This is a genomic window from Janthinobacterium sp. GW821-FHT03A03 (genome assembly GCF_059421435.1).
The window spans coordinates 106,862-123,168 of sequence record NZ_JBWKUZ010000002.1 but is presented as its reverse complement, the minus strand read 5'-3'; the positions used below and the strand labels follow the sequence as shown (position 1 = coordinate 123,168).

15 protein-coding genes are annotated in these 16,307 nt (G+C 63.8%); 11 read left to right on the top strand and 4 right to left on the bottom strand.

The genetic code is table 11. The features are described 5' to 3' along the window. Positions 1-9 precede the first annotated feature (9 nt). From AC07VI_RS07095 to AC07VI_RS07075, 5 genes are all read left to right on the top strand, one after another. Positions 10-411, top strand: coding sequence for a nuclear transport factor 2 family protein (locus AC07VI_RS07095; protein ID WP_086147781.1), 402 nt, complete (start codon positions 10-12; stop codon positions 409-411). Positions 412-783: 372 nt separating this feature from the next. After that, a complete protein-coding gene (locus AC07VI_RS07090) occupies positions 784-1,701 on the top strand; it encodes a sensor histidine kinase (protein WP_157792330.1) in 918 nt (305 codons plus the stop codon). After that, a complete protein-coding gene (locus AC07VI_RS07085; RefSeq protein ID WP_492994172.1) occupies positions 1,698-2,489 on the top strand; it encodes a LytR/AlgR family response regulator transcription factor in 792 nt (263 codons plus the stop codon). Before AC07VI_RS07090 ends, AC07VI_RS07085 begins: the two co-directional genes overlap by 4 nt. A 166-nt stretch (positions 2,490-2,655) precedes the next feature. Beyond that, a complete protein-coding gene (locus tag AC07VI_RS07080; protein ID WP_492994170.1) occupies positions 2,656-3,387 on the top strand; it encodes a DUF4386 family protein in 732 nt (243 codons plus the stop codon). Between the two features lie 150 nt (positions 3,388-3,537). Further along, positions 3,538-3,960, top strand: coding sequence for a DUF2061 domain-containing protein (locus AC07VI_RS07075; RefSeq protein WP_086147785.1), 423 nt, complete (start codon positions 3,538-3,540; stop codon positions 3,958-3,960). Between the two features lie 111 nt (positions 3,961-4,071). Here AC07VI_RS07075 and AC07VI_RS07070 read toward each other — a convergent pair whose 3' ends face one another. Continuing rightward, positions 4,072-5,520 carry an amidase gene (locus tag AC07VI_RS07070; RefSeq protein ID WP_492994168.1) on the bottom strand — a complete coding sequence of 483 codons (1,449 nt, stop codon included), beginning with the start codon at positions 5,518-5,520 and terminating at the stop codon, positions 4,072-4,074. Between the two features lie 101 nt (positions 5,521-5,621). On the opposite strand from AC07VI_RS07070, the gene AC07VI_RS07065 reads away from it, so the two are divergent. The 3 genes from AC07VI_RS07065 to AC07VI_RS07055 all read left to right on the top strand — a co-directional run bounded on the left by AC07VI_RS07065 (position 5,622) and on the right by AC07VI_RS07055 (position 10,140). Further along, positions 5,622-6,518, top strand: coding sequence for a LysR family transcriptional regulator (locus AC07VI_RS07065; protein WP_086147787.1), 897 nt, complete (start codon positions 5,622-5,624; stop codon positions 6,516-6,518). 207 nt (positions 6,519-6,725) lie between these two features. Then, complete coding sequence (locus tag AC07VI_RS07060) at positions 6,726-8,756, top strand: c-type cytochrome (RefSeq protein ID WP_492996321.1); 2,031 nt, start codon at positions 6,726-6,728, stop codon at positions 8,754-8,756. A gap of 82 nt (positions 8,757-8,838) precedes the next feature. Further along, the gene (locus AC07VI_RS07055) at positions 8,839-10,140 is read left to right on the top strand and encodes an NRAMP family divalent metal transporter (RefSeq protein ID WP_099374481.1); all 1,302 of its coding nucleotides are present in this window, start codon (positions 8,839-8,841) and stop codon (positions 10,138-10,140) included. A 23-nt stretch (positions 10,141-10,163) separates the two neighbouring features. Here AC07VI_RS07055 and AC07VI_RS07050 read toward each other — a convergent pair whose 3' ends face one another. The 3 genes from AC07VI_RS07050 to AC07VI_RS07040 all read right to left on the bottom strand — a co-directional run bounded on the left by AC07VI_RS07050 (position 10,164) and on the right by AC07VI_RS07040 (position 14,457). Further along, positions 10,164-12,134, bottom strand: a complete 1,971-nt coding sequence (locus AC07VI_RS07050) for a hypothetical protein (protein WP_492994165.1) — start codon at positions 12,132-12,134, stop codon at positions 10,164-10,166. 183 nt (positions 12,135-12,317) lie between these two features. After that, positions 12,318-13,427 carry a hypothetical protein gene (locus AC07VI_RS07045; protein WP_492994163.1) on the bottom strand — a complete coding sequence of 370 codons (1,110 nt, stop codon included), beginning with the start codon at positions 13,425-13,427 and terminating at the stop codon, positions 12,318-12,320. Positions 13,428-13,641: 214 nt separating this feature from the next. Next, positions 13,642-14,457 carry an SDR family NAD(P)-dependent oxidoreductase gene (locus AC07VI_RS07040; RefSeq protein ID WP_086147791.1) on the bottom strand — a complete coding sequence of 272 codons (816 nt, stop codon included), beginning with the start codon at positions 14,455-14,457 and terminating at the stop codon, positions 13,642-13,644. A gap of 71 nt (positions 14,458-14,528) precedes the next feature. On the opposite strand from AC07VI_RS07040, the gene AC07VI_RS07035 reads away from it, so the two are divergent. The 3 genes from AC07VI_RS07035 (at position 14,529) to AC07VI_RS07025 (ending at position 16,231) form a co-directional block, all read left to right on the top strand. After that, entirely contained in the window at positions 14,529-14,927 is a 399-nt protein-coding gene (locus AC07VI_RS07035; RefSeq protein ID WP_086147792.1) for a MerR family transcriptional regulator, read from the top strand. Next, the gene (locus tag AC07VI_RS07030; RefSeq protein WP_086147793.1) at positions 14,924-15,574 is read left to right on the top strand and encodes an SMI1/KNR4 family protein; all 651 of its coding nucleotides are present in this window, start codon (positions 14,924-14,926) and stop codon (positions 15,572-15,574) included. The genes AC07VI_RS07035 and AC07VI_RS07030 overlap by 4 nt, the downstream gene beginning before the upstream one ends. A 105-nt stretch (positions 15,575-15,679) precedes the next feature. Further along, positions 15,680-16,231, top strand: coding sequence for a DUF4142 domain-containing protein (locus AC07VI_RS07025; protein WP_492994161.1), 552 nt, complete (start codon positions 15,680-15,682; stop codon positions 16,229-16,231). Positions 16,232-16,307 lie beyond the last annotated feature (76 nt).

Here is a 16,307-nt window from a genome sequence, read left to right as displayed (position 1 = left end):
AGGACTGCCATGCACGATTTCAATGCCGCACTGACTGAAGAACAGCAGATGGACCTGCTGCGCCATACGGAACGCCGCCGTTTGCGCGCCCTCGTGGCCGCCGATACGCAGGCGGCGCGCGCCCTGCACGCCGACGACTTCCAGCTGATCACGCCCATCGGCAGCATGCTGTCACGGGAACACTACCTGGGGGCCATCGCCTCCGGCCACATGCGCTACCTGAGCTGGGAGCCGGACGCGATCAGCGTGCGCCTGTACGGCACGGCCGCCATCCTGCGCTACTCGGCGCAACTGGAAATCGTCTTCGGCGGCCACGCCGTGCCGCGCGCCCGCTACTGGCATATGGATAGCTATGAGTGGCGCGATGGACGCTGGCAAGCCGTCTGGTCGCAGGCGACGGCTATACGCTGACTTGTTGAACTGCGGCAAGACGCCGCGGGCCTGGCCGGACTAGCGCGCCGCGATGCCGTGGCCGGGCGACGGCGATGGCCGCGGCAACGATCGGTGGTCCGGGCCATCGTGGCCCGGCCCCGCAGGGCGTCGCTGGCGCCCGGGAAAGCGTGCTTCGCACCGGCCGCTATTGCGGCCCGCGAGGCTTTGCCCTATTCTGCTGCTCTTCTGGCAATTCCTGGGGCCGTCATCTTCATGCTTACACTGCGCTGTGCCATCGATGGCCTGCGAACCTGCCTGTCCGCGCGACGATTGTGCGCTGCCGGGCTGGCTGCGCTATGCGAATTCAGCCTGTTTGCACTGTCCTGGGAAGATCCGCTATCGTATCTGGCCATGGCGGTTTTCCTGCCGGCGCTGGCGGCCTTGCTGGCGTATGGCGTGTTCGAGCGCTGGCCGCGCCGGTTGCCGGGCTGGCTGCCCCACTGGGTGTTGCAGGTGCTGGGCGTGGCACTGGCGATCGTGCTGACTCTGGCCAGCCTGTATCTGCTCAATACCGGGGCCGGTGCGCCGCCGTTCTGGCAGGTGCCGGAACGGTTGCAGAGTTATGTGGCGCTCAGCTTCCTCGGCCTGCTGCTGGGGCCATGGACGGCGATGGCGGCCCTGCTGCGCCAGCGCGATGCCCGCGTGCGCGAGGCCGAGCGCAGGCGCGGCGAGCTGGAACGCCTGGCGCAGGATGCGCGCGTGCGGCTGCTGCAGGCCCAGGTCCAGCCGCATTTCCTGTTCAATACGCTGGCCAGCCTGCAAGCCCTGCTCGATACGGGCTCCAGCCATGCTGCGCCCGTCCTGGCGCACCTGGTCACGTATCTGCGGGCCGCCGTGCCGCGCCTGAGCGAAGCGGCCACCCGCCTGGAACAGGAACTGGAGATGGTGCGCGCCTACCTGGTGCTGATGCAGCTGCGCATGCCCGACCGCCTGCAGTTCGGCATGGAGGTCGCGCCCGGCTGCGAAAAACTGCAGTGCCCGCCCATGACCCTGATGACGCTGGTCGAAAACGCCGTGCGCCATGGCATCGATCCCTGCCTCGATGGCGGGCGCATCGACGTGTTCATCACCGAGGCGCATGGCCGTTGCCATATCGAGGTCAGCGATACGGGCGTGGGCCTGCAAGCGGGCAGCCCCGGCCTCGGCACGGGGCTGGGCAGCCTGCGCGAGCGCCTGGCGCTGATGTTTGGCGGCGCGGCGGCCTTGCGCATCAGCGAACTGGCACCCCACGGTTTCCGTGTTTCCATAGACTGTCCCGCATGGCCATGAACCCGACCGCCCTGATTGCCGACGATGAACCCTTGCTGCGGGCCAGCCTGCGGCGCCAGCTGGCCGAGTGCTGGCCGGAGCTGCATGTCGTGGCCGAAGCGCGCAACGGGCCGGAGGCGCTCGAGCTGTTCGAGCGGCACCGGCCCGCGGTCTGCTTCCTCGACGTGCACATGCCGGGCCTGTCCGGCGTCGACGTGGCCAGCCAGATCGGCCGCCGCGCCCACCTGGTCTTTGTCACCGCCTACGACCAGTATGCGCTGCGCGCCTTCGAGCACGGCGTGCTCGACTACCTCGTCAAGCCGGTGCAGCTGGCCCGCCTGGCCGGCACGGTGACGCGCTTGCGCGAACGCCTGGCGGCCATCGAGCCCGGCGCGGCCAGCGAGCCGCTGTTGCGGCAACTGGCGGCCTATCTGCAGACCGGCCCCGCAGCGGCGCCGGTCCCGGTCCAGGCGCCGCTGCGCTGGCTGCGCGCCAGCGTGGGGGCGGCCGTGCGGCTGATCCCCGTCGATGACGTCGATTATCTGAAGTCCGACGACAAGTACACGCTGGTGGCCTGGCGCGACGGGGGCAAGCCCGCCGAAGCGCTGCTGCGCCAATCCCTCAAGGAATTGCTGGTGCAGCTTGATCCGGAACAGTTCCAGCAAATCCACCGCGCCGTGGTCGTCAATCTGCATGCCGTCCGACAGGTCGTGCGCGGCGCGCACGAGACGGCCGAAGTGAGCTTGAAGCACCGGCCCGACGTGCTGCCGGTCAGCCGCACCTTCCTCCACCTGTTCAAGGCGGAATAGCCGCCGGGCGCGGCAGGCCCGCGTCACTCATCGGGTACTGGCGTACTTCGGCCCCCCGGGCGCGTGACGCGTCGGATCGGCCTTGCCGCGGCGCGTCCCTGTGCCGACACTGCGCTGGCCGGTCCTGCCTGGACAGGCTTGAACCCACTCCGACAAAGGTATATCGATGAAGCAGACTATCTGCGCCACCACGCGGCAACCCCCTCCCCTGTTCGCCTCGCCGCTGCAGGCTGGCCGCGCCGTCCTGCAGGGACGCTGGCTGGGACTGGGCCTGCTGTGCATTTTCAGCCTGGGCATCTGGTCGAATTTCTGGCTGCAGGAGCAAGTATTTGCCGCGCCGGGCTTTCTGTCGCGGGCGGGCGGCATGCCGCTGCAGGTGGGGCTGATCGTCATGCTCGGTCTGCTCACGGCCTTGACCGGGCTGGCCGTCGCGGCCGCCCTGCGCGGCCTGTACGGCGAACAGCAGCCCCTGCTGAGCCGCTGCTACGTGGCGCTGGTGGCGGCGGCGCTGGCGACCAGCCTGTTCGAGGGCGCGCTGGTGCTGGCCATGCGCAGCCTGAGCGTCGCCTTCCTCGCCTCCGGCGCCGACGGCAATGCCTATGAGCCGGCGCGCGCGCTGCTGGCGGGACTGCGCAACGGCCTGCACTTTCCGGACAAGCTGTTGGGCGGAATCGGCGTGACCCTCATGTATCTGCTGCTGTACCGCGCCCGGGCAATCCCGCCCCTGCTGGCCCTGGCCGGCATGCTGGCCGGCGTGCTGCAGTGGACCGCCGTCGCGCGCGAACTGTTTGGCCTGGATGTCATGCACGCCTTGCTGGTTCCGCTGGGCCTGGTGTACCCGCTGACCGGCCTGTGGCTCTTGCTGCGCGGGCTGGCGCCGCGGCCGGCGCACGGCTGAGGTGCGCATCATCGAGGATAGGGCAATGGAATGCAGGCTATTAATAGTCTGCATCTATTGATTCGGTTGAAATATTTTACTTCCTTTTGTAAATGAGAATCGTTACTATCCAAATCAAGGATAAGCGAATTCAACAGAAAGGAGCGTCCCTTGTTCACAGCCATCAAAACATTCAGCCAGGTGTGCACGCACATGTCGATCGCCTTCGGCCTCGCGTATTTGCTGACAGGCTCGCTGGCGCTCGGTGGCTTGGCCGCAATCATCGAACCCGTCATCAACGTGGGCCTGCTGCCCTGGCATGAAAAAGCCTGGCACGCGATCCGCCGCCGCCACGCCGCAAGCCGCCTGGGCTTTGCCGCCCTGGCCGGCGAAAAGCTGAGCCAGACGGCCTTGCACATGGGTGTCGCTTTCGGCGTCATGTACTGGGCCACTGGTTCCATGGCCTTCGGCGGCTTGCTGGCCGTGGTGGAACCGATCTGCAACGTGATCGTGCTGCCCTTCCACGACCGGCTGTGGGAGCGCGTTCGGTCGCGCATGGAAAGCCGCGGCGCGGCGCGTCTCGCCGCCCTGTAAAAGTTTCCCGCAGAAACAAGGACTGGGGTCGGACCCGCCGGGCACGACCCCGGCTTCTTGTCGCTGGCCAAAGCCGCTATGGCGGCCGGCTTCAGCCGTCTGCAAGGCATGCTACACCTTGCCCGCCCACACGGGCGGCCGCCGCTGCCCCCACGGCGCCGCCTGTTCCAGCTGGCCGGCCAGGCGCAGCAAGGTACCGTCTTTTCCATATCCCGCCATGAACTGCATGCCGATCGGCAAACCGTCATCCGACATGGCCAGCGGCACGGACATGGCCGGCAAGCCCGCCACGTTGGCCAGCGGCGTGTACGGCGAATGTTCAAACAGGCGCGCCGTCCAGCCCAGCCCATCGAGCTGTTCTTCCCTTTCTCCGTAGCGCCCCAGCGGCCACGGCAGGTCCGGCATGGTGGGCGTGAGCAGCACGTCGTACTGGCCAAACAGGGCGCCGGCCTGGCGCGTGACGGTATTGCGCACGTCGAGGGCCGCGACGACATCGACGGCCGACACCGTCTGCCCGTACCGGTAGCAGGCCAGCGTTGCCGGTTCCAGCGTATCGAGCGAGACAGCACGAGCGCTTTCCTGCGCCAGGCCGTCTATCCACGGCACCAGGTTGGCGCACCAGATGCCGGCATTGGCGTGCACGAAGGCTTGCCACGACACGCCCAGCGCCGGTTGCACTTCTTCCACATGGTGGTCCAGGCTAGCCAGCAGGCGCACGGCGGCGTCCAGCGCGGCAGCTACGGCCGGCGCGGGACGGGCGCCATTGCTGGCCACGCGCTGCACGGCGATGCGCAGCTTGCCCGGCGCCACGCTCACCTGCGACAGCCAGGAGTAGTCGGGTGCATTCGTCAGGTACGGCTCGCCCGGCATGATTCCCTGCACGCAGTCGAGCAAGGCGGCGCTGTCGCGCACGGTGCGGCTCACGCCCAGCTGCACGCCCAGGCCGCTGAAGATTTCGTCCATGGCGGGGCCGTTCGACACGCGTCCACGGCTGGGCTTGAAGCCGAACAAGCCTGTCGAGGCGGCCGGCACGCGGATGGAACCGGCCGCGTCCGTCGCATGGGCCAGCGGCACGATGCCGGCCGCCACGGCCGCCGCCGCACCGCCGCTGGAGCCGCCCGCGCTCAAGCTGACGTTCCAGGGATTGCGCGTCGCGCCGTATAAAACGGGTTCCGTGGTGGTGGCAAACGCCATTTCCGGCGTGCTGGTGCGCCCAAAGGTGACCAGGCCTGCCTGGCGAAACTGCATCATCAGGTGGGAGTCGACGGACGCGACATGGCCGGCGCCCAGGCGGCTGCCCGCTTCGCTGCGCTGGCCCGCCATGCTGACGGCCACGTCCTTGATCAGAAACGGTACGCCGGCGAACGGCGCAGTGTTCTCTGCGCTGTCGCTGGCAGTCAGATCGGCCGGCCACAGCTCGACGACGGCATTGATCTGCGGATTGACGGCGGCGCAGGCGCGCATGGCGGCGTCGTGCAATTCGGCGGCGGAAACGGCGCCCTGGCGCAGCAGCTGGGCCAGTCCCAGACCATCAAAGCCAGTATATTCATGGAGTTGCATCAGTTAGCTCCTGTAAAAGATGAAGAGTGAAAGTCACAGGAACAACTGTAGGGCTTGCGCTATCATAGCGGAAATGAATACTTGATATACAAGGTATAGTCATGGACAATTTACGCAAGCTTGACCTGAACCTGCTGCTGACCCTGAACGCCCTGCTGATCGAGCGCAACGTCACGCGGGCGGCGGCGCGGCTGCACCTGAGCCAGCCTTCCGTCAGCGTGCAACTGGGCAAGCTGCGCGCGGCCTTCGACGATCCGCTGCTCTTGCCTGGTCCGCGCGGCATGCTGCCCACGGCGCGGGCGCTGGCCCTGCTGGCGCCCTTGCAAGCCGTGCTCGGCCAGCTCGAGCAAGTCTTGCAGCCCGAAGCGGCCTTCGATCCGGCCACGGCCCAGGTGCGCTGGAACCTGGCGGCGGCCGACGCCGCCGAATATGCGATCCTGCTGCCCATGCTGCCCGGCCTGCGCGCGCAGGCGCCCCTGTCGCGCATGGCCGTGTTCGAAGCCGTGCCGGCGCGCATGGCGCACGAGCTGGAAACGGGCCAGGTCGACCTGGGTTTCCTGGCGCAGGAAGAAGCGCCGCCCGGCTTGCGCCACCGTACCTTGTTTACCGAGCACTACGTGCTGGCGGGCCGCCACGACCACCCGCTGCTGCAATCGCCGCCCGACCTCGACCAGTTCTGCGCGCTGGAATTCATCGTCGTCTCGCCCAACGGCGGCGGTTTCCGCAGCAACGTCGATACGGCACTGGAAAAGCTGGGGCGCACGCGCAAGGTGGTGCTGTCCGTGCCGCATTTCCTGATCGTGCCGCCCTTGCTGGCAGAGTCCGACATGGTCGCCCTGCTGCCGTCGCGCCTGCTCAAGAACGCGCTGGGCGGCCTGCGCACATGGGAACCGCCCGTGACCCTGCCCGACTACGAGATGGCCATGGTCTGGCACGAGCGCATGCACCTGGACCCGGCGCACCGCTGGCTGCGCGATCGCATCATGGCTTCGCTGTGAGTTACATGGCTACATGATTTTCCGGCCTAAAACACTAGGGAAGATTACCTAGTTAATCGAAAGAAACTCCCAATTTTCGCCGTGGTGACGAATGCGTAAGCTTGCGCGTAATAATAAAGGGTCACCATGAACGCCAATTCCATCCCCCGCCGCGGCCCGCGCCGCTCTCCCGTATTTTCCTTTTCGATGACTTCCTGGCTGGCGGCAATGCTGCTGCTGGCCATGCTGGCCTTCTGCGCCAGCGCAACGGCGGCAACCGCCGCCGCGTCCGCCAGCATGCCCGCGGCGGCGGCCGGGCTGATCAAGCGCGGCGAGTATGTCGCCCGCCTCGGCGACTGCGTGGCCTGCCACACGCGTCCGAACGGCGCCGCCATGGCCGGCGGCCTGGAACTGAAAACGCCGTTCGGCACCATCTACAGCACGAATATCACGCCGGACGCGAAGACCGGCCTGGGCACGTACACGTTTGCCCAGTTCGACCGCGCCATGCGCAAGGGCGTGGCGGCGGACGGCCACAACCTGTATCCGGCCATGCCCTACCCTTCCTACGCGAAGATCACGCCCGAGGACATGCAGGCCCTGTACGCCTATCTGCAGCGGGGCGTGGCGCCCGTGGCCCAGCAAAACCGCGAAACGGACATGAAATGGCCGTTCAGCATGCGCTGGGGCTTGTCGCTGTGGAATGCCGTCTTCCTCGATGACGCGCCGTTCAAGCCCGACAGCGCCAAGTCGGCCCAGTGGAACCGGGGCAGCTACCTGGCCCAGGGCCTCGGCCATTGCGGCTCCTGCCATACGCCGCGCGGCCTGGCGTTCCAGGAAAAGACCATGGGCCAGGACGGCGGCAATGGCAAGCTCTACCTGTCCGGATTTACCTTTGACGGCTGGCATGCGGTGAACCTGCGCCATCTGTGGACGCCGGGCGACATCGTGCAATTGCTGAAAACCGGCCGCAACAGCTTCGGCACGGCGGCCGGCAGCATGACGGAAGTCATCACCCACAGCACGCAGTACTTCACGGACGGCGACCTCGACGCGCTGGCGCACTATCTGCACGGCTTGCCCGCCCGGGACGGGGCGGCCGCGCCACCCAAAAAGACGGCGGCCCTCGCGGCTGCCAGCAGCGATGCGCTGTACAACACGCGCGGCGGCCTGGGCTACCTGCAATTCTGCGCCACCTGCCACCGCCGCGACGGACGCGGGGTGGACAACATCTTCCCGCCGCTGGCGCAGAACGACTCGGTGCAGTCGAAGGACGCCACTTCCGTCATCCATATCGCGCTGACGGGCTGGCAGTCGGCCGTCACGCAGCACTCGCCCCGCTCCTTCGGCATGCCCGCGTATGACCGCCTGTCGGACACGGAGCTGGCGGAAATCCTCACCTTTGTGCGCGGCAAGTGGGGCAACCAGGGCGCACCAGTGACCCCGACGCAGATCGCCAGGGTGCGCAAGGAGCTCAAGCTCAAGGCGCCGGACGCGGGCGGCTTCGTCACGCCCCGCTTCGCCGCCCTGACGGCCGATCCGAACGCCAATCAATTGATCCACGGCATGCAGCTGATGACGGAAACGCGCGCCCGGCTGCCGCAAAACGTGGGCAACGACCTCAATTGCAGCAGCTGCCACCTGAATGGCGGCACGGTGGCCGGCGGTTCGCCCTTCCTCGGCATTTCCGCCTTCTTCCCGTCCGAAGCGCCGCGCGCCGGCAAGGTCATCAGCCTGGGTGAGCGCATCAACGGCTGCTTCCGCCGCTCCATGCACGGCAAGCCGCTGCCCGTGGACGGCCCCGACCTGCAGGCCATGGTCGCCTACATCGACTGGATGAAGGGCGCCACGCAGGCGGGCGACAAGGTGGCGGGACGGGGCGTGGCGAAGATCGACCGCGCTCTGCTGCCCGATCCCGTGCACGGCAAAAAAGTGTATGCCGAGCAATGCGCCGTCTGCCATGGCGCGAATGGCGAAGGCATCCGTGGCGCCAACGGCGTCGCGGCCTTCCCGCCGCTGTGGGGCGAGCGTTCCTTCAATATCGGCGCCGGCATGGCCCGCACCTACACGGCGGCCGGTTTCGTCAAGGCGAACATGGTGATGGGCCACGGCCAGAAATTCCCGCTGGGACAGGGCAACCTGTCCGACCAGGACGCCGTCGACGTGGCCGAATATTTTACCCACATGCCCCGTCCCGACTTCCCCGACAAGGTCAAGGACTGGCCCAAGGGCGGCAAGCCCAGCGATGCGCGCTACTGAGGCGTGAATTTGCCGGGCGGCGCCCCTTCTGGACGCCGCCCGCCTGTGGTACGCTGCTGCCTACATTACACAGGAGTGACGCATGCACAGCGACAGCGGCCACGCGGACGCCGTCCGCAAGCAGGCAGCCCCTTCCGACACCTGGCTGGGCAAGCTGGGGCCGGGCCTGATCACGGGCGCGGCCGACGACGACCCCAGCGGCATCGCCACGTATTCGCAGGCCGGCGCCCAGTTCGGCTTCGGCATGCTGTGGACCGTCTGCCTGACGTTTCCTTTGATGTTGGGCATCCAGGTCATCAGCGCCAAGATCGGCCGGGTCAGCGGCCATGGGCTGGCGACGAATATCCGCCGCCACTATCCCCGCTCCCTGCTGTACGCCATCGTCGGCTTGTTGCTGCTGGCCAATGTCATCAATATTGCCGCCGACGTGGCCGCCATGGGCGACGCCCTGACGCTGATCATCGGCGGCCCCACGCATCTGTACGCCGCGGGCTTCGGCTTGCTCTCGCTGCTGCTGCAAGTGTTCATTCCCTATCAGCAGTACGTGCGCATCCTGAAATGGCTGACCCTGGGCTTGCTGGCCTATGTGGCCACCGTGCTCACCGTGCATATTCCGTGGGGCGACGTGGCGCTGCGCACCGTCTGGCCCCAGTTCGCCTGGTCGGCCGCCTCGGTGACCATGATCGTGGCCGTGTTCGGCACGACGATCAGCCCCTATTTATTCTTTTGGCAAGCCTCGCAGGAGGTGGAAGACCTGCAGGCCGATTCCAGCGCGCAAGCCTTGCGCCGCGCCCCGGAACAGGCGCCACGGCAATTCCAGCGCATCAAGATGGATACGGCCATCGGCATGGGCTTTTCCAACCTGGTGGCCTTCTTCATCATGCTGACGACGGCCGTGACCCTGGGCGCGCAAGGCATCACGCATATCGACACGTCGGCCCAGGCCGCGTCCGCCCTGCGCCCGATTGCCGGCGAATTCGCCTTCGCCCTGTTCAGCCTGGGCATCATCGGCACGGGCTTGCTGGCCATTCCCGTGCTGGCCGGTTCGGCCGCCTACGCCATGGCGGGCGCCTTTCACTGGAAAAACAGCCTGGAACTGGCGCCCCGGGCCGCCAAGAAGTTTTACGGCATCATCGTCACGGCCACCGTAATCGGCGCCGCCCTGTGCTTTTCGCCGCTCGACCCCATCAAGGCCCTGTACTGGAGCGCCGTCATCAACGGCGTCATTTCCGTGCCCATCATGGCCCTGATGATGGTGATGGCCTCGCGCCCCGCCATCATGGGCACCTTGACCATTTCGCGCCGCCTGCGGGCGCTGGGCTGGCTGGCTACCATCGTCATGGCGACGGCCGTGCTGGCCATGTTCGCCACCATGGCGTTTTGACTTCCTGCCTTGCTGACGACATGTCACCGGCAAGCCATCAGCGAGCTGATGCCGGGAGTTCGGCACTGAGGAGCAGCGAACCCCAGCCCAGCGCCGATCGATAATCCCGACTGGATGCCGCCATCTCTTTGCGTGGCGCTGTCATGGGTAATTTCAAGATAAAACGTTGCAAAACTGCTGAAACCTTGATCTAAGCGCAGGCCGATAGTCGGCTTCCATGTCTTATGTGAAGCTTCATGCATCCGGACATAGCGGAAAGGAATGCTGAGGATGGTTTCCGTCTGAGGCAGGATGACGGCGCCGCGCAGCGAAAAACCTGCATCGTTGCCAAACGGGGAGTGGGAAGCGTGAACACCGCCAAGCAGGGCCAGATTCAATGAATCCCGTTTCTCGTTCGCATTCCCAAAAATAAGACGCTCGAACAGGATCGTGGATCTGTTGTGCTGGTCGCCGAACAGCATGTCATCAAAGCCGATACTGACCCCGTAAATGGGATCATTTCTTTCATAACCGTATATTTTTGGAATATTTTCCACTTCATATTTTACAGGGCCGATCGTCGCGGTTAATTGTGACGGTCCGATGAAAGCGACCACCTGCCCCGCTGTCTTATCCTTTTCAAACCAGAACCAGTTGTTGTTTTTAAAGGAGTCCACGATTTTCACCCTGGCTTCGCCATTTTTATCAGGCTCCTGCAGCATGCTGCTTTCAAGGATATCCAATATGGAGCGTACTTCGGTAACCAGCAGCAGCAGCCGCTGTTCTTTTTGCATGTCATCCCATAAAAAATCATCTCCCTTGAGTGTTATCTCCTTCGCCTGGACCAGGGATTCCGCGATATTTCGCAGATACAGCAGCTGCTCGGCTGGAGACATCGACGTACAGCAAGTCTCCTGCCGATCTTTTTGCTCGGCCAGCAGGAAGTAATTCCTGACGCTCCGCGCCAGATATGGATTGTTTTTTTCATCCGCTCTTTCCAGCAGCTTATCTGTAATTGTCGTTGCCAACCCGTCTATTGTGATGGCGTTCATCTTCGCGAAGAATTTTTCATCGATCGATGCCCGCGCGCCCAATCTATTTCTCTTGTCGTGAAAAGCATTTGCCGCGACATCGGTCAGCCTGCTGCGCCATGCGGTAATGTGGCCCGGAGCGAAGCTGTCGTGAAGATAGTGATCGGATATGGCGTTCGCAGTCAGCGCGCCAAAGATATTTTTTTCAGAAACCCGTAAACTCAGGGCCAGAAGATGCATATTGCGTTGAGATAAAATCAGTTCAGACTGGAAATGCGTATGGTTCATATGCGCGGCACGGTTACCTTCGAAGTTCCACAGCGCTTTGAAGCAACGATTGGCCACCGACAAGTCCAGATCGACTCTTTGTTGTGGATAAAGGTGAATTGCACGCTTCGGCTCCGGATACTTCTTCAATTTGTTCAGCGACTTGAACAAGCTGCTTTCACTGCCCGCCATCATTTTTTCCGGCGTCAGGAAATAGTCGACGCAACCGACAACATCCCCGTAGCTGATTTTCTCGTCAGTATACTTTTTTTTGCGGTCATCCTGGTCGCCGGAATAAATTGGATCAAAGAAGAAAGTACTTTTCCAGCGAACGATCTGCAATTCATTCCTCTTCTTGCAATAATTCGCCTTTTTTTCTTTCGCGCACTCCTTACGCAGCGCTTCATGCAATCGATTCAAATTTTCCTTGTCTGTGTCATTTTTCTCTATCTCGGCGGCTATGTCATCGAACAGTTCGCATGTTCTTTTTAATTCCTGTGTCGCACATTGCCTCCCCAGTTCTTTTTCGCGCATGTTTTCGTCGGGGGTTTCACGGTTGATGGTCCGACACTCCAGCGGCGGAGAGTTTTTTGCAAAACAATGAATCTCCATGGCCAGATAGTAGGCCAGGTCGCCCATTCTCTTGTGCTCCCACTGTTCGAAAGCCCCGGCGTTTGCCATTGAGAAAAAGAGAGCGATTACTGTTAAGATTTTCATGACATCCCTTTTTGACAGAACGCATCATTAAAGTCATCTGGCAGGGTCGCGCATGGATAGCCAGGCAATGCCAGGTGAGAAAGTGTGTCTACAGGTGGGAAATCGCATGGGAAATGCACAGATCCATGGCTGACGCCATGCCAGGTTTGATGCCGGAATATTAAATGAGTTCCTCTGCCATGCTTATTGACCGTTTGCCGGACTCTTTGCCGGTGGCAGCAGTGTTTCTTCAACGTATAAAACGGCCGCTTCGGCCAGCGGCCCGCGCGGAAAATCATTCATGTCGATCAAGGTATGAGCCAGTAGCGGCATGTGTTGCACAAACGGCAAGGCGATGGCGAAGTGGTCGGCGTTCACATAGCCGAGCAGCGTGGCGCCGGGCAGTAGCGCATCAAAGTGCAGAATCTGGCCATCGTTGCGTGGATCGATACGCGACAGGGGTGCATGCATCGGCAGCAGCACCCTGGAAACCCGATCCGGCGTCGGTGTCGCGACGATGGAAAACAGCGCGGGTTGGCGCGGCACCGGATGTGAAACCAGCCAGTTGAGCCGGTACTCACGGGTGAGGTCTGCGATCTCGCCGCCATCAGTCACTGGACATGCCTGATCGGGAATGGCGGCGAACAGACGTTCATACAGGCCGCGATATTGATCAGCCAGCGGCGATCCGTTCACGGCACCGGCAAAACTGATGACGGCAGCGATGTCCGCCGCCAGTTCCGGGTGACGCTCCAACGCGGTGAGCGTGTCGATCGCCCCTTTGGAGTAGGCCAGCACCACGAATTTCCTGTTTTTTTGGCTGCTACGAAGTGCATTGACGGTTGTGTAGATGATGTCCGCATTGAATATAGCGCTCGCGCGTCCCTTCACGGGAACATAATCCACCGCATACCCCAATTGGCGGAAGCGCCCGACTGCGTCCGCAAATGCGCGCACGCGGGGCAGGCATTCGGAAAAGACGCCGCTCACGATCAGCAGATCGAATGGCCGCGGACCTTGTTGCGGACCTTTTTCCGCTTGCAGCAAGACGCTGGCGGGCGCGGGCAATTCGTCGTCGAGGCGGCGCAGCCAGAAGTCGCACGGCTGTCGGGATGCTGGCGACGAACCTGCCAGCACTGCGCAAAACAGCGCCCGGAACGGCGCCCTGGCATCGCTGATGCCGGCACGCGCGACAGGGACATAGGCCATGGCCGGGTCGTGTCCGCCATACCGCTGCATGGGCGAAGAGCAGCCCGCGAGCAGCAGGCAGCAGCAGAGCCCCATGCGCATGCGGGCTGGTCGGCTGTATGCCATGTCCGAGACCTTTCTTGTGAGGTCGCCCGGCGCAATTTTTCAGCTGGCGCCGTGTCGACTGCCGCGGTTCTGACATCAATGTCCTTGGCCAGCGGGCTTCCAGTGTCTCTTTCAATAAACCATACTGTCTTGCGGCGCATCAGACGGAAGCGCAGAAGCAATTCCGGGGGGCAAACAGTCACGCCCGCCTTGCACCTCCCTGTTCTCCCCTGTTTCAGCGAGCGAGCGTTACGCCGCCCTGCCCCTTCGGCTTGAGCATGGCTTGCACGATGCCCAGCACGGCCTGACGGGGCAGCAAGCGCGGCAGCCAGGCCAGCAGCCGGTTGGGCCGGCCCGCCACATGGCTGCTGCGGCCCCGGTCCAGCGCGCGCAGCGCTTCGTCGACGACGGCTTGCGGCGCCATGCGCTTGCCCACGGCCGCCTCGGGCGCGGCCACGACGTCGAAGAAGGCCGTCTCCGTGGCGCCCGGGCACAGCGCCAGCACGCGCACGCCGCGCTGGCGGTTTTCCGCCCACAGCGCTTCCGAAAACGACAGCACGAAAGCCTTGCTGGCGCCGTAGACGGCCATGTAGGGATCGGGCTGCAGGGCCGCCGTGGACGCCACGTTGATGATGGCGCCGCGCCCCAGCGCCAGCATGTGCGGCAAGGCGCAGTGCGTCAGTTCCATCAGGGCCGTGCAATTGACGGTCACTTCGGCCGCCTGGCGCGCGAGAGGGATGGTCTCGAACCTGCCATGCGTGGCGAAACCCGCATTATTGATCAGTACGTCGGGCGGCATGCCCAGCGCGCACGCCTGCGCATGGGCGTTCTGGGCCGCGCCGGGCAGGCTCAGGTCGGCCACCAGCGCGTGGGCGCGGATGCCGTGGCGCTTGGCAAGGTCGGCGGCCAGCGTCTCGAGCACGGCGCCGGAGCGGGCCAGCAGCAGCAAATGCGCGCCGCGCGCGGCCAGGGTTTCCGCAAAGACGCGGCCGATGCCGGACGAGGCGCCCGTGATCAGCACGGTCTGGTTGGTGTAATTGAAAGCGGTCATGGCAGCGGTGTGGAGTGAATGAGGTTTTCACTGTAAACTGTGGTCTTTAGTCCACGGTCAACAGAAAAATCATGCGCATCGGAGAAATCACCCGCCTGACGGGCGTCAGCAAGGACACGGTGCGCTTCTACGAGCGCCAGGGGCTGCTGGATGAAGCGCCGCAGCCGGGCATGACGAACAACTACAAGGAATACTCGGCGCAGGCCTTGCGCCGGATCGAGCTGATCGGCCACGCCAAGGCCCTGGGCTTTACCTTGAAGGAAATCGCCGAAGTCATTGCCGTCTGGCAGGAAAATGCGCTCGATGCGGCCACCAAGCGGGCCATGCTGGAAACGAAAATCGCCCAGATCGACGACAAGGCCCGCTCGATGGCCGTGCTGCGCGCCGGACTCGTCGATGCGCTGGCCAAGGTGGAGACGGGCTGCGACGATGGCGTCGCGGCCGCAAGACACTACAAGGATAATCCATGACTTATTACACGCAGTACCGCCACCTGGCGCTCGAGGGCGCCAAGCCTGCCCCCACGGCGCAGCAGATCGCCGCCATCGAAACTCTGCTGGAAGCACCGTTGCCGCCCGCTTTCCTGGCTTTCCTGCAAGTGGCCAACGGCGCCTGGTTCGACTACACGACGGATGTACCGGACGGCAACGGCGGCGTGGAAAAAATGGGTTTCAATACCTTTTTCAGCGCCGACGAAGGCGATTTTTGCGATGAAACTTTCGTCGGCGAAATCCGCGCCGCGCGCCAGCATGCGGGCATGCCCGTGAAAATCCTGCCCTTCGCCCGCGATGGCGGCAATTCCATGGTCTATCTGGACCTGACGGAGGAAGGCGGCGGCCGCGTGCTGGCCTATGTGCAGGAGTTGCCGGGCTGGACCGGCAAGCGCGCCCACGGCTTGATGGCGCTGGCGCCCTCGTTCGACGCCTGGCTGGACAGCCTGTACATCGACCGCGACACGGTGCTCGATGAACTCGAACACAGCGTCTCGGAACCCTCGCACCTCGACGCGATGGCGGAATGGCTCGACATCGGCATGCCCGCCTGGCGCCGCGATGCCGGCATCGCCGCCTTATTTGCGCTCAAACAAGTCGAACTGTGCGCCAAGGAACAGGACTAGTCCTACTGGCGGAATCGAAAGTGTCCTATGGGTGTGCGCGGGCTGCCGGCTTAATATTGTCATCAGCTTGCATAAAAATTCACTCATGACATGAAAGGAATTCCCATGCGTATTTCCACCACGAGTTCCCACACATCCTCCCTGAAAAGCGTGGCCATAGCCGCCGCCGTGGCCTTGCTGAGCGGCATCGCCATCAACAGCATCGCCGCCGCCGCGCCCGGCGCATACGACAAGCAATTCCTCGGCAAGGCGGCCGATGCGGGCAGCACGGAAATTGCCGCCAGTAAATTGGCGCAAAGCAAAAGCAGCAATGGGGACGTGAAGAAGTTCGCCGATGCCATGGTCAGGGACCACACGGCAGTGGCAGACGAGCTGAAACAGCTGGCCAGCAGCAAGCACATCGAGGTCAGCGACCAGCCCGGCAAGAAGCACCAGGCGCAGATCGACAAGCTGGGCCGCCTGGAAGGCCAGCTCTTCGACAAGGAATACGCGGCAAGCATCGGCGTGGCCGCGCACAAGGATGCCGTCAAACTGTTTACCGACGCCAGCCAGAAGGCCAGCGATCCCGACATCAAGGCTTTTGCCGCGAAGACCTTGCCAGCGCTGCAACACCACCTGGAAATGGCCCAGGCCTTGCAGGCGGCACTGGCGAAATAAACGGCCATACGCAGCAATAAAAGGGGCAATGCATGCTGTACGTGCTGTACGGCAAGTGTTTCCGATCTTGACATAC

Excerpts from the sequence above, each read along its gene's own strand:
- AC07VI_RS07095 (WP_086147781.1), top strand. The coding sequence starts at position 10 with ATGCACGATTTCAATGCCGCACTGACTGAAGAACAGCAGATGGACCTG.
- AC07VI_RS07090 (WP_157792330.1), top strand. The coding sequence starts at position 784 with ATGGCGGTTTTCCTGCCGGCGCTGGCGGCCTTGCTGGCGTATGGCGTG.
- AC07VI_RS07085 (WP_492994172.1), top strand. The coding sequence starts at position 1,698 with ATGAACCCGACCGCCCTGATTGCCGACGATGAACCCTTGCTGCGGGCC.
- AC07VI_RS07080 (WP_492994170.1), top strand. The coding sequence starts at position 2,656 with ATGAAGCAGACTATCTGCGCCACCACGCGGCAACCCCCTCCCCTGTTC.
- AC07VI_RS07070 (WP_492994168.1), bottom strand. The coding sequence starts at position 5,520 with ATGCAACTCCATGAATATACTGGCTTTGATGGTCTGGGACTGGCCCAG.
- AC07VI_RS07065 (WP_086147787.1), top strand. The coding sequence starts at position 5,622 with ATGGACAATTTACGCAAGCTTGACCTGAACCTGCTGCTGACCCTGAAC.
- AC07VI_RS07060 (WP_492996321.1), top strand. The coding sequence starts at position 6,726 with ATGCTGCTGCTGGCCATGCTGGCCTTCTGCGCCAGCGCAACGGCGGCA.
- AC07VI_RS07055 (WP_099374481.1), top strand. The coding sequence starts at position 8,839 with ATGCACAGCGACAGCGGCCACGCGGACGCCGTCCGCAAGCAGGCAGCC.
- AC07VI_RS07050 (WP_492994165.1), bottom strand. The coding sequence starts at position 12,134 with ATGAAAATCTTAACAGTAATCGCTCTCTTTTTCTCAATGGCAAACGCC.
- AC07VI_RS07045 (WP_492994163.1), bottom strand. The coding sequence starts at position 13,427 with ATGGCATACAGCCGACCAGCCCGCATGCGCATGGGGCTCTGCTGCTGC.
- AC07VI_RS07040 (WP_086147791.1), bottom strand. The coding sequence starts at position 14,457 with ATGACCGCTTTCAATTACACCAACCAGACCGTGCTGATCACGGGCGCC.
- AC07VI_RS07035 (WP_086147792.1), top strand. The coding sequence starts at position 14,529 with ATGCGCATCGGAGAAATCACCCGCCTGACGGGCGTCAGCAAGGACACG.
- AC07VI_RS07030 (WP_086147793.1), top strand. The coding sequence starts at position 14,924 with ATGACTTATTACACGCAGTACCGCCACCTGGCGCTCGAGGGCGCCAAG.
- AC07VI_RS07025 (WP_492994161.1), top strand. The coding sequence starts at position 15,680 with ATGCGTATTTCCACCACGAGTTCCCACACATCCTCCCTGAAAAGCGTG.